The sequence below is a fragment of the Maribacter litoralis genome (genome assembly GCF_003075045.1).
GTDB classification, from domain to species: domain Bacteria; phylum Bacteroidota; class Bacteroidia; order Flavobacteriales; family Flavobacteriaceae; genus Maribacter; species Maribacter litoralis.
This window is the reverse complement of the sequence record NZ_QCZD01000002.1, coordinates 81,120-94,079: the sequence shown is the minus strand read 5'-3', so window position 1 is coordinate 94,079 and position 12,960 is coordinate 81,120. Positions and strand designations below refer to the sequence as shown.

Here is a 12,960-nt window from a genome sequence, read left to right as displayed (position 1 = left end):
TTTTTAGTTTGTTTTTAATTGAATAGGAATTCGGTATTTGGAATTCACCGGAATTCCTCTTTTTATAGCGGGTGCAAGTTTAGGAAGATTCTTTAAGCTTTGGGTAACCACACCATCAAATTCTGGCATTTGATCAAGCACCAAGATATTCTTTTCTATGTTAGATACCTTTATTCTTCCTAAAGTGTCAATGACAAAGATAACATCTACAGTTTCACTTTCTTTATCGGTTAAAATGAATTCAAAATCATTTAAGGTTTCTTGAAAATGAGAGATTAAGGTTTCTTCAAAGCAAATTTTCTGTTGTTCTTTGGTAATCGCTTCTTCACAAGTATAGAAAAAAGGATAAGAGTCTACACTGTTCCAATCCATATCGCGCAACTCCTCATCTATAAGCTTCTGCGTTCTTTTTTGTTTAGACTCAAAGAACGAACAAGAACTTATAAAAATTAACACAAGAAAATAGATAACTCGTTTCATTACACCTGTTCTACGGGTGAAATTACGATTTTTTTGAGGAGTTAATCTTTGGTAAAATGGATTTCTTCCTTTAATTCAGAAATACGTTTTTTAGCGGTTTCGTAATAATACGGATGCTCATTCGGGTAATCATTTAAGAAATTCTGATAATAGACTAATTTCTTCTGCAAATCAGTACCAAACTGATCGTATGTTGTAGCTATATTATAATATGTACGCGCATCAGATGTATCTTCTTGATGAGCCATTTTGAAGAATTTAAATGCTGTTTTAAAATCTTTTTGCTCACGAGCAATATATGCCAATTGACTATAACCATTCGCAAAAATCGGTTTTTGAACTTCCATTGCTTTGTTAATGTAAATTTTAACGCTATCTAATTTGTTCTCCTTCTGATAAACACTCGCAAGGTCAAAATACGTCTGTGAATTGGTATCATCCCGTTTTATCAAAATATGATAAGCTTTTTTTGCTTTACTAAATTCCCAATTTCTGTTATACGAAAAAGCTAATTTATCGTACACATAATCTTTGTCCTCCCCTAATTCTAAAAGCTTTTCAAACAATGGAATAGCCTTTTCATATTGATAATCGTTAAAGAGAACCAACGCATGTAAATTAATTAGCGAGACATCATTCTCATAATAACGCAATCCTTGTAAAATATACTTTAAGGCATTGTCTCGCTCTTGCTTAATAGTGTAATGTTTTGCGAGTTGAAACAGACTTCTTAGATGCGTACTATCTAAATTAATTGCTTTTTTATATTGTTTTAAACTTGCGTCTGTAGCATCTAAATGACGATTGACTTCCCCCAAATAAAACTGAAACTCAGGGTTAGTCGTATTGAGATTAGACAAATTTTTAAACACAGGTTTTGCCTCGTCAAACCTATTTACTTTCAGCAATAATTTTCCAAGTTCAAATTGTGCGAGTTGATTTTTGACATCTACCTCGACCACATATTGATACTGTGTAATAGCTTTCTCATAATTGCCAACGGCATTGTAACTTCTTGCTATCTGAAGCGCAGCAGAAAGTCCGCCAACTTTGGAATATTCATTAATCGCCTTTGAATAATTCCCTAAAGTATATAAGCTATCAGCAATAGCTAAAGCCGAGGTTTGAGCCTCGACTTTAATCTGTAATAATAGCAGTGTAAATATAAAAAGATGCTTCACTTATTACTTTTTAATTTTAATTTCAACAACTCCATTTTTACCTTCTTCACCATATTTTTCTATGGCTTTTTCATCTTTTAAAATAAAAATACTTTCTATAGTATTTGGATCAATAGCTTCCATTTCTAGTTTAGTGATTTTTCTATCATTAATATAGTACAATGGCTCCACCTCACTTTCTTTAGAAATTTCAGAAACCATATTGGCCGTACTACTCTCTTGTAATTTAAAATTAACAGGAATAGAAAAAGGAACATTAACTGCTTTTCTTGTTTGCTTCCCAGGAGTCATTTGCGGCAACCTTTTTATTATGCGTTCCACCTCATCTTCCAATAGCTTGTCCGGACCACGCATTTTGATATTTTCAATAATTCCTTCAGAGGAAATAGTGAACATCGTACTTACTCGTCCCTCTATATTAGCATCTTGTGCTTCTTTTGGGTAATTAAAATGTTTACTAATATGTAGTTGCATTTTCTCATTAAAGCAAGCTCGTTTATCAGTAGCATCTTCACACCCAGGGAAAATTGGAACCTCATCTATAACAGAAAAAGGTACATCATTATCATAGATGTTTTTTTTAACTTCCTCTTCAGAATCATCACTATCCTTTAACTTAAATTGTACTGGAATAGAAAAAGGAACATTAACGGCTTTACCAGATTGCCTGCCAGGAGTCATCTTTGGCAACCTTTTTATTATGCGTTCCACCTCATCTTCCAATAGCTTGTCCGGACCACGCATTTTGATATTTTCAATAACTCCTTCAGAGGAAATAGTGAACATAGTACTTACTCGTCCCTCTATATTAGCATCTTGTGCTGCTTGCGGATAATTAAAATGTTTGCTAATATGTTTTTGAATTTTCTCATTGAAGCAAGCTCTTTTATCAGCTGCATTTTCACAGCCGGGGAAAATTGGGGCTTCCTCCACTATTGCAAAAGCAACATTGACATTGTCCATTTCTTCAAATTCCTCTTCGCTTACAATTTTAACTGTTCGAGACTCAATACTACCCTTTAAATCTTTAATATCGGTCTTTATCAAAAATATATTTGTATCATCAGAAAGTATGATATTCGATAAATAATCAGGTTCATTTTCTAAACTAACTAACAATTCATTGATTTTTTGCAATTCATTTGAACTAAGCTTCGATGTATTACTTACTTTATATTCTAAAAAATTTGATGGATAAGCCCCTAAACTGTTATCATAAAAAGCAATATCCTTTCCGAATGCTTGAACCGATGATTTTAAGTCATTATCTATTAATTTATACGCTTTTCTTTGACCTACAAAACTATTATAGCCATCAGTAGAAGGTGGCTGTAACGTTGCTAACTTAATGTCTTTACCCGGGTTTTCTTTAATATAACCTTTAAATACCTTCTCCATCACTTCATTTTGCAAGACTTTATATAGAAAAAATTCATGTTTAGTAATTTCTTGGTCAATATCCTCAAATTTTTCCGCTAAACCAGAAGTATATAAGTAATTCATATCCAAATTATTCACTTTAATTTCATCCTTTACTTCTGAAATTAAAAGCTCATCATTTTCATTGATTACTTGACTATCGGTTGTGGTCTTATTCATTTTACAACTAGTATATAGAAGCATTCCCATCACCATTGGCACAAGGAGCAAATACTTCAACTGCCAGATTTTTTTCGATTTTGATTTTTGTAACATGACTATTCGTTTTTTGATTAATGATTTTGTAAAAAATTGATTGATGAAGGATATATGTTCGGTTTGAAAAACCTGAGCTAACAACTGCTCATAATGATCTGATTTGTGCTCTTTTGATACTTGAGCATCGGCAATAAACTCATGTAATTCTGAAATGCGATTCTGATAAACGTACACCAGCGGATTAAACCAGCCTACAATTCGCATCAACTCAAAGAACAACAAGTCGTACGTATGCCTTTGTTTAATATGTACCAATTCATGAGCAATTATGGTATCATGCTTCATTTTCAACACCTTATCTCCAATAAAAATGGATTTAAAGAATGAAAAAGCAATGCTGCTATTTTCTATAACAATCTGGGTAAACAAAGGGTAAGAAATCTTTTCCCCGCTCTTTCTCAAGAGGTATAATTGTCTAATTTTTAATCCGAATAACACTAATGCTACAAGCATTCCGCCATAAAAAACACCTTCTTGCCAAGTAAGATTCCAGTCCGCAGATTCCTGAACTTGAACCACAACCGCTTCATTTTGTAATTCCCATAAATATTCTGGGTATTGGGCAAAAGTTTGTGGTACTTGTTGTTTAAAAGCTTCTATTTTTACCCAAGGTAAAATCAAAGACAATACAAACGTTCCTAGCAGATACAATCTGTTCCATTGAAAAAAGGTCTCTTTCTTTAGAAAAAAGTCATAAATAATCAAGAAAAGAAGTTGAAAGGCAATGCACTCCAAAATATACTGTATCATGGTTTTTCCTTTTTAATTTCATTTAAAACAGATTCCAATTCCGACAGGCTCATATCATTCTTCTTCATAAAAAATGACACCATACTTTTAAAAGAACCTTGAAAATAGCCGTCTACCAATTTGTTGATGGACTGATTACTATAATCTGATTTCTTCACCAAAGGGAAATACAAATATCCTTTACCTACTTGTTCATGATCAACAAAACCCTTGCTTTCTAAAATTCTAACAATTGTAGAAACGGTATTATATGCCGGTTTTGGTCCAGGTAACTTTTCAATGATCGATGCTACGTTACATTTCTGTAATTCCCATAACACAATCATTACTTCTTCCTCTGCTTTTGTCAACTGTTTCATTCAACTAATCTTTTAGTTCTACGCTCAAATATAACTAAATATTTAGTTTAAACTAATTTTATAGTTGAAAAATTACTTTTGATAGGTAATCATGTAACAAATGAAACCTATATTAGTCTTATAGGTAACACTTACTATTTACAATGGATATATTTTTATTAGTTCTTGGATTCCTTTTAATGCTCGTAGGCATTTTAGGAAGCTTTTTACCTGTTTTACCAGGGCCACCGATTAGTTGGGTAGGTTTACTTTTACTGTATTCTACCAGCGCAATAGCAATGAATTGGACATTTTTGGGCATAACCCTTGCCATAGCACTACTTGTATTTGGGTTGGATTATGTGATCCCCGCAATGGGCACCAAAAAATTTGGCGGTACAAAAGCCGGTGTTATCGGTACCACGGTAGGGTTATTGGTTGCCTTGATATTTCCAATATTAGGTCCTTTCGGAATTATCATATGGCCTTTTGTAGGTGCTTTAGTGGGAGAGTTATTAAATAAGGCGGACAAAAAAACCGCTACGAAAGCGGCTTTTGGTTCATTCTTAGGGTTCTTAACAGGTACATTTTTGAAATTTATGGTCGCCATTGTTTATTTGGGACTCTTCATTTCAAAAGCTTGGGAGCACAGTAATGCCCTGTTTCCCTTTTTTAATTAGCATACGGTTATTCGGTAATCCATTCGGTTTTGGTCTCTATGGGCGCACGTTTACCTTCACCTAATTCTCCATCAAAATTACCCATATAGAAAAAGCCTAAACACTTTTCCCCTTCTGCTAAATTCAAAAATTCACCCATGTGTTTTATGAGTCCTGGTGAAGACCAGTACGAACCTATTCCCATTTCCGTACATTGTAACCACATATTCTGTACGGCCATTGAAACAGCTGCTACCTCTTCCCACTCCGGCAACGACTCTTTTGGGTCTCTTTGCATACAAATTGCTACAATGGCTCCGGCCATTTTAGGGTTTTCCTGCAACTTTTTAATCTTCATTGCTTTTGGCTTAGGATCAAGCTCCTCATACTTCTTTGCCAAAAACGCACCAAGTCTGGCCTGTGACTCACCTTGAATTACTTTAAATCGCCATGGCTCTGTACATTTATGGTTTGGTGCCCAGTTTGCGGCCTCTAATACTTTTTCAATATCTTCTTTTGCAATTGGTGTACCGTTATACTGTACCGGAAATACCGATCGTCTCTTCTTTATTATATCAAATATCATATTTTTCGTTTATTCGCTGTGCGCATTACGTTAAGCGCAGCACGCTCTATTTTCTATTTTCTATTTTCTATTTTCTCTTTTCTCTTTTCTCTTTTCTCTTTTCTCTTTTCTCTTTTCTCTTTTCTCTTTTCTCTTTTCTCTTTTCTCTTTTCTCTTTTCTCAAAAAAGTAAAATTAACTTTTCAAATCACCACTCACTGTTAGATAAGTATTAAAATTTACTCGATAGTATCACTCTATCCTTCTAAAAGCAACTCCATACAATTCTTAAGAACCGGATTCGTATGTTCCTTTTTCCATATCACCGATAATTCTGCTCGTTGAGGAATATCCTTCAGTTCAACAAACTTTACCCGCATCTGAAATCCGTTTTGCAATGAAGTAGGAACAATAGCTATGCCCATATGATTCTCTACCAATTTAAAAATCGTGTGGGCATGAACCGATTTGTGTGAAATTTTCGGAGCAAAACCCGCATCTTTACAAATACTGAGAATGGTATCATAATACAACGGACTATACGCCTGACTAAAAAGAATAAAGTCTTCTTTGGCAAATCGTTCCATACCGTCAAATTCCCTGGTTAGCATAGGGTACCTTTCTGGTAAAACCAAAGAAAAGGTATCGGTGAAAACGGTTTTCATTTCCAAAGTACTTGGTACTCTAGAAACTCGCACAAAACCCATATCTAACTGATTTTTTAAAACGGCATCTACCTGGGCAAAATTAGAAAGCTCTTCTAAAGATGTTTTTACCTTGGGATACTTCTCTTTTATCTGCAATAGCATTTTTGGAATTACCTGTTGCATGGCAGAACCTAAAAATCCAATACGTAATTCGCCACTATCGCCATCTCCAACCAATTTTAATTGTCGCTCTACTTTTTCCATATGGTTGAATATAAATTCAACCTCTTTTTTTAAGTAGTGCCCCGCAGGTGTTAAGCCCACTTTTTTCTTGTTTCGCTCAAACAATTGCGTTTCTAGAATCTCTTCCATTTGCTTTATTTGCCTACTTAGACCCGGTTGAGAAATAAACAACTTTTCAGCAGCCTTTCTAAAGTGCAATTCTTGCGCTACCGCCAGGAAATAGGTAAGATGCCGCAATTCTATTTGATTACTCATAGTTATGAATTGATGATAAAATTGATATTACCAAGTATTAAAAATAGGTATTAATTTTAATAAAAATCTTGAAAAGTAAAAGCTATGGGCAAACAGACCTTTAAATTGGGAGAAGATTGGCTTACTGCAGGTACAGCAATGCAAATTGTAAACCATGACTATACTATTACACTTTCTAAAGCTACAGAACATAAAATAAACGAGAGCTGGAAAATTGTACAGAACATTGTAGAGAAAGGGCATCCTGTGTATGGTATCAATACCGGTTTTGGACCATTATGCACAACAAAAATATCAAAATCGGAAACCAATATATTACAGACCAATATACTTCAAAGCCATAGTGTAGGTGTTGGCGAACCTATAGCAAAAGATATTGCTAAATTAATGTTGATCCTTAAAGCACAATCTCTTGCAAAAGGATATTCCGGTATAGCATTGAACACCCTTAGACGTATTATATGGCATATAGAGAACGATGCTATTCCAGTAGTTCCTTCTCAAGGATCGGTGGGTGCTTCGGGAGATTTGGCTCCGCTATCCCACTTGTTCTTACCACTAATTGGTTTAGGTAAGGTAGAATACAAGAATGAAACGATAACTACTGAAGCACTTTTCAAAAAAACAGGATTGGCTCCAATTGAATTAGGACCAAAAGAAGGTCTAGCATTGATAAACGGAACACAATTTATAGCGGCACATGCCGTAAAAGTGGTAGCACAACTACATTCAATTCTAGCTCAGGCAGATGTTATTGGCGCCATGATGATTGAAGGTCTACAGGGTTCAGTTAAACCATTTTATAACGAGCTTCATGCACTTCGACCTTTCAAAGGTAATGTGCATGTGGCAAAACGCGTAAAGAAATTATTGAAGGGCTCTGAAATTATGGAAGCCCATGTAGATTGCGAAAAAGTTCAAGACCCCTACTCCATTCGCTGTATACCACAAATTCATGGGGCTTCTAGAACAGCTTGGTTGCATTTAAAAAAATTATTGGAAGTAGAATTAAATTCGGTTACTGACAATCCCGTAATTATAGATGAAGAATTGACCATTAGCGGCGGTAATTTTCACGGTCAACCCTTAGCCATGGCATTGGATTATGCGTGTTTGGCTGCATCGGAAATCGGAAACATTTCCGACCGGCGTATTTATTTATCCTTAGAAGGAAACAGTCCCGGTGTACCCAAATTACTTATGAACGACACCGGCATCAATTCCGGATACATGATTTTACAATACACTACTGCAGCATTGGCAAGTGAAAATAAGGGACTTTGTTTTCCGTCAAGCGCAGATAGTATCCCAACTTCCCTTGGTCAAGAAGATCATGTAAGTATGGGATCTATTGGTGGTAGAAAAGCGTTGCAGGTTATTAGTAATGTTGAAAAGATTTTGGCAATTGAATTACTGACCGCTGCACAAGCTTTTGAATTTAGAAAACCGTTGAAATCGGGCATTTATTTGGACGAGGTATATAATGCAGTACGTGAGCAAGTAGCTTTTGCAAGTAAAGACCGCGTATTTGCAGACGATATTGAAAAAGGTATTGCCATGATAAAAGATCAGACCATACTTAAAGTTATAGATCGTGTACAAGCGGAACATAACATATCTTTAAAGACAAAACACTCAGAAGAGTTCGAAAACTACTAATCTAATGACAAAAAGAACACTTATAGGTCCGTTTAAACAAATCATACCCATGACCGGGTTGGCATTGAAAGGTGCAATTTCCGACCATGAGCTTGAGGTGCTTGCTGAAGGCGGAATTGTGATAGAAAATAACCTAATACTTGCCACAGGGAATTTTGATGAATTAAAATCAGAATATCCAGAAGCGGACATCCAATTATTAAAAGGAAATCATGTTTGTCTTCCTGGCTTTGTAGATGCCCATACCCATATCTGTTTTGGTGGCTCGCGCGCCAAAGATTATGCCATGCGAAATGCCGGAAAATCTTACCTAGAAATTGCACATGCCGGTGGTGGCATTTGGGATACCGTTACCGAAACCCGAAAAGCGAGTATTGAAGAGTTGACCAAAAATACCATTAAAAGAGCCAATCGGCATTTAAATAATGGCACCACTACACTAGAGGTTAAAAGTGGCTACGGACTAACAATAGATGAAGAATTGAAAATGCTTCGCGCAATTAAAGAAGCTAATGAAAAGGCATTACCAGAATTGATAGCTACATGCCTTGCTGCACATATGTTACCCAAGGATTTTAAAGGTTCAGAGAAGGAATATTTAAAAATGATAAGTGAGGAGCTATTCCCTGTTCTTAAAGAGGAAAATCTAACCCATCGAATAGATGCTTTTATAGAACAAAGCGCTTTTTCTGCCGATGATATTCAGGCGTATTTCACCAAAGCAAGTGAACTAGATTTTGATATTACCGTGCACGCAGATCAGTTTTCAACAAACGGAAGCAAAGTTGCCGTGGACCATAAAGCTATTAGCGCAGACCATCTTGAAGCTAGTACAGATACAGAAATTGAACTTTTAGCAAACAGCGATACCATAGCGGTTGCATTACCAGGTGCTTCCATAGGATTAGGATACAATTTTACTCCCGCACGTAAACTGTTAGATGCGGGAGCAGCACTTGCCATCGCCAGTGACCACAACCCAGGATCCGCACCAATGGGCGATTTACTGACCCAAGCCAGTATTCTGGGAACCTTTGAAAAACTGACCAATGCCGAGGTCTTGGCAGGAATCACATTTAGAGCAGCGGCAGCTTTAAAACTAGAAGATCGCGGCAAATTGGAAGCGGGACTTTTAGCTGACCTGGCGGTATTTCATTCAGACAATTACCAAGATATTCTATACAACCAAGGAAATCTAAAACCATGTATGATTTGGAAAAATGGTGAGTTGGTTTTTGATAGACATAAAGCCCCCTAGCCCCCAAAGGGGGAACTCTTAAAATATTCTAATTCTATAGCTCAAAACATAAAAAATGGATTTTAAGTCAGAAATACAACAAGGGATTCCTACTGAATTACCTCCAAAAAAGGAGCGTTCTTCAGCGGTTAGTCACGCACCAAACCGAAAGCAGATACTTTCTAAAGAAGAAAAGCAATTGGCAATTAGAAATGCCTTGCGTTATTTTCCGGCGGACTGGCATTCAGTTTTGGCTCCTGAATTTGCAGAAGAATTACAGACCTATGGCAGAATCTACATGTATCGTTTTCAACCATCATATAAGATGCACGCTCGTGCTATTTCAGATTATCCGGCACAAACGAGTCACGCTGCCGCAATTATGCTCATGATTCAGAATAATCTGGATCCTGCCGTTGCACAACATCCCCAAGAACTCATTACCTATGGTGGTAACGGAGCCGTTTTCCAAAATTGGGTGCAGTATTTATTGACTATGCAATATTTGTCTGAAATGACCGACGAGCAGACCTTGCATATCTATTCTGGTCACCCAATGGGATTATTCCCATCATCCAAAGAAGCACCAAGAGTTGTGGTCACAAACGGAATGATGATTCCCAATTACTCCAAACAAGATGATTGGGAAAAATACAATGCACTAGGTGTCACCCAATATGGTCAAATGACAGCGGGTTCGTATATGTATATAGGTCCGCAAGGCATTGTTCACGGTACAGCGATCACCGTTATGAATGCTTTTAGAAAGGTGTTGAAGTCGGATGAAAATCCCAATGGAAAAATATTCTTAACTGCAGGATTAGGCGGAATGAGCGGTGCACAACCAAAAGCTGGTAACATAGCCGGATGCATTACTATTTGCGCAGAAGTGAATCCGCTTGCGGCAAAAAAGAGGTATGAGCAAGGCTGGGTAGATGAATTGATTAATGATTTAGATATTCTAATAACCAGAACAAAAGAAGCCAACTCTAAAAACGAAATCATATCACTTGCATTTATAGGTAATGTTGTCGATGTATGGGAACGATTTTATAAAGAGGACATATTCATTCACCTTGGTTCAGACCAAACTTCTTTGCATAATCCGTGGGCAGGTGGTTATTACCCTGTCGGATTGACTTTTGAAGAATCCAACGAATTGATGAATAAGGATCCTGACGCATTTAAATCAAAAGTGCAAGATTCGCTACGCAGACATGCAGATGCCATCAATCAGCATACGGCAAGAGGCACATATTTCTTTGATTATGGCAACGCCTTTTTGTTAGAAGCTTCAAGATCCGGTGCCGATGTAATGACAGAGAACAAAATAGACTTTAAATATCCGTCTTATGTACAGGATATATTAGGCCCCATGTGTTTCGATTACGGATTTGGACCATTTCGTTGGGTATGCTCTTCTGGAAAAATAGAAGATTTACAAAAGACCGATGCGATTGCATTACGAGTTTTAAAGGAAATTAAAAAAGATGCTCCGGCAGAAATTCAGCAACAATTATCAGACAATATTAAATGGATAGCTGAAGCTGAACAAAACAGGCTAGTTGTTGGTTCTAAAGCTCGAATTTTATATGCAGATGCCGAAGGCAGGGCAAAAATAGCCTTGGCTTTTAACGAAGCAATTGAAAATGGAGAATTAAGTGCTCCTGTAATTTTAGGTCGCGACCACCATGATGTTAGTGGTACAGATTCACCCTACAGAGAAACCAGTAACATTTATGACGGGAGTAAATTTACTGCCGATATGGCAATACATAATGTTATTGGCGATAGCTTTAGGGGCGCAACTTGGGTGTCAATACATAACGGTGGCGGAGTTGGTTGGGGTGAAGTCACCAATGGCGGCTTCGGTATGGTGTTAGATGGCTCTAAAGATGCAGAGCGCAAATTAAAAAACATGCTCTTTTACGATGTTAACAACGGTATTTCTAGACGTAGTTGGGCAAGAAATCCAGAGGCAATGTTCGCAATAAAACGCGAAATGAAAAGAACAGAAAATTTAAAAGTTACTTTCCCTATTTTGGTGGAAGACAATATTCTAGAAAATCTATTCTGAATTTTAAACACAACATTAGGGATACCCCAAACAAAAAGTACCACATTTAACAGGTGCAACGTAACATTAGCTATTGCTTTTCCGTTAGGTTAAAACATTATTTAAGATTTTAAGTTCCCCCCAAATTTTAGGTGATTTAAGATTTTATAATTCAAAAAACACAGAATTATATGTCCATTTATAAATTAGCGAATACCGATAATTGGTTTGGTCGTTCTTCAGACCAACAACTTTACCTACATGAGAAAGTCAAGTTGTTGAACTTGCAAGAATATGAATATCAAAAAGAGTATAAAAAATACGCCCTTTTAGGGTATAGCAGTGATGAAGGAGTAAGAAGAAATCTTGGCAGAACTGGGTCGGCCTTAGGTCCTGATGCCATTCGTGAGCAATTAGGGAAAATGCCCAATCACCTAAACGAAAATACACAATTAATAGATTTTGGGAATTTAGAATGTAAGGATCAAAATCTTGAGGAATTACAAGAAGAATGTACAATTGCAGTAAGTAAATTAATAAAGAACAGGGCAACCCCAATACTTCTAGGAGGAAGTCATGATCTTGCATATGCCCATTATAACGGATTACTACAACACATAAAACCTAAGGAAAAAATAGGCATTATAAATTTTGATGCTCATTTTGATTTAAGGGCTAATACTGACGGAAACAATTCCGGTACTCCCTTCTACCAAATAGCATTGGAACATGAAGCCAAAAATGAAGCAATAAAATACATGGCATTAGGTATTCGAAAAGATGCCAACACAAGAACACTATTTGATTTTGCAGAATCGCAAAAGGTCAATTATCTACTTCAGGATCATTTTAGTATGAGCTATTTGGAGCACGTGCAACTAAGGCTTATTCAATTTATGGAAGATGTAGATTATATCTATACCACAATTGACTTAGACGGATTCTCTTCTGCTTATGCACCCGGGGTTAGTGCAGCTTCGCCCATGGGGTTTGCACCCGATATTGTTTTAGAAAGTCTAAAGCTTATTATTGATTCGGGCAAATTAGTAGGTTTAGATATCGTAGAGTTAAACCCAAACTTTGATATAGACAATCAAACAGCCAAACTAGCGGCTTCTTTAGTACATTACGTTATACATAATCTTTAGGGTAGAAACAAAAAAAGCCTCCCTTAATGGAAAGCCTTTCATTGG

The 12,960-nt window shown here is 36.4% G+C and carries 11 protein-coding genes; 5 read left to right on the top strand and 6 right to left on the bottom strand.

From position 1 onward, the window contains the following. Nucleotides 1–3: 3 nt before the first annotated feature. Genes DCS95_RS07725 through DCS95_RS07705 form a run of 4 tightly spaced genes read right to left on the bottom strand, consistent with a single transcriptional unit; the run spans nt 4 to nt 4,468 of the window. Nucleotides 4–480, bottom strand: a complete 477-nt coding sequence (locus DCS95_RS07725) for an energy transducer TonB (protein WP_116770242.1) — start codon at nt 478–480, stop codon at nt 4–6. A gap of 41 nt (nt 481–521) precedes the next feature. Further along, complete coding sequence (locus tag DCS95_RS07720) at nt 522–1,661, bottom strand: tetratricopeptide repeat protein (RefSeq protein ID WP_116770241.1); 1,140 nt, start codon at nt 1,659–1,661, stop codon at nt 522–524. 3 nt (nt 1,662–1,664) lie between these two features. Continuing rightward, complete coding sequence (locus DCS95_RS20505; protein WP_244178417.1) at nt 1,665–4,109, bottom strand: M56 family metallopeptidase; 2,445 nt, start codon at nt 4,107–4,109, stop codon at nt 1,665–1,667. After that, nucleotides 4,106–4,468 carry a BlaI/MecI/CopY family transcriptional regulator gene (locus tag DCS95_RS07705; RefSeq protein ID WP_116770240.1) on the bottom strand — a complete coding sequence of 121 codons (363 nt, stop codon included), beginning with the start codon at nt 4,466–4,468 and terminating at the stop codon, nt 4,106–4,108. The genes DCS95_RS20505 and DCS95_RS07705 overlap by 4 nt, the downstream gene beginning before the upstream one ends. Before the next feature lie 143 nt (nt 4,469–4,611). On the opposite strand from DCS95_RS07705, the gene DCS95_RS07700 reads away from it, so the two are divergent. Continuing rightward, a complete protein-coding gene (locus DCS95_RS07700) occupies nt 4,612–5,127 on the top strand; it encodes a DUF456 domain-containing protein (protein ID WP_116770239.1) in 516 nt (171 codons plus the stop codon). A 7-nt stretch (nt 5,128–5,134) separates the two neighbouring features. Here the strand turns inward: DCS95_RS07700 and DCS95_RS07695 are convergent, their stop codons facing one another. Both DCS95_RS07695 and DCS95_RS07690 read right to left on the bottom strand, forming a co-directional pair. Then, a complete protein-coding gene (locus DCS95_RS07695; protein ID WP_116770238.1) occupies nt 5,135–5,692 on the bottom strand; it encodes a nitroreductase family protein in 558 nt (185 codons plus the stop codon). 235 nt (nt 5,693–5,927) lie between these two features. Continuing rightward, nucleotides 5,928–6,815: a LysR family transcriptional regulator gene (locus DCS95_RS07690; RefSeq protein ID WP_116770237.1), complete on the bottom strand. Its 888-nt coding sequence runs from the start codon at nt 6,813–6,815 to the stop codon at nt 5,928–5,930. An 84-nt stretch (nt 6,816–6,899) separates the two neighbouring features. Here DCS95_RS07690 and hutH point away from each other — a divergent pair, with 84 nt between their 5' ends. The 4 genes from hutH (at nt 6,900) to hutG (ending at nt 12,915) form a co-directional block, all read left to right on the top strand. Next, nucleotides 6,900–8,474: a histidine ammonia-lyase gene (gene hutH, locus DCS95_RS07685; RefSeq protein ID WP_116770236.1), complete on the top strand. Its 1,575-nt coding sequence runs from the start codon at nt 6,900–6,902 to the stop codon at nt 8,472–8,474. Nucleotides 8,475–8,478: 4 nt separating this feature from the next. After that, nucleotides 8,479–9,732, top strand: coding sequence for an imidazolonepropionase (gene hutI / locus DCS95_RS07680; protein ID WP_116770235.1), 1,254 nt, complete (start codon nt 8,479–8,481; stop codon nt 9,730–9,732). Nucleotides 9,733–9,787: 55 nt separating this feature from the next. Beyond that, nucleotides 9,788–11,788: a urocanate hydratase gene (locus DCS95_RS07675; protein WP_116770234.1), complete on the top strand. Its 2,001-nt coding sequence runs from the start codon at nt 9,788–9,790 to the stop codon at nt 11,786–11,788. Between the two features lie 170 nt (nt 11,789–11,958). Further along, nucleotides 11,959–12,915: a formimidoylglutamase gene (gene hutG / locus DCS95_RS07670; RefSeq protein WP_116770233.1), complete on the top strand. Its 957-nt coding sequence runs from the start codon at nt 11,959–11,961 to the stop codon at nt 12,913–12,915. Nucleotides 12,916–12,960: the final 45 nt, after the last annotated feature.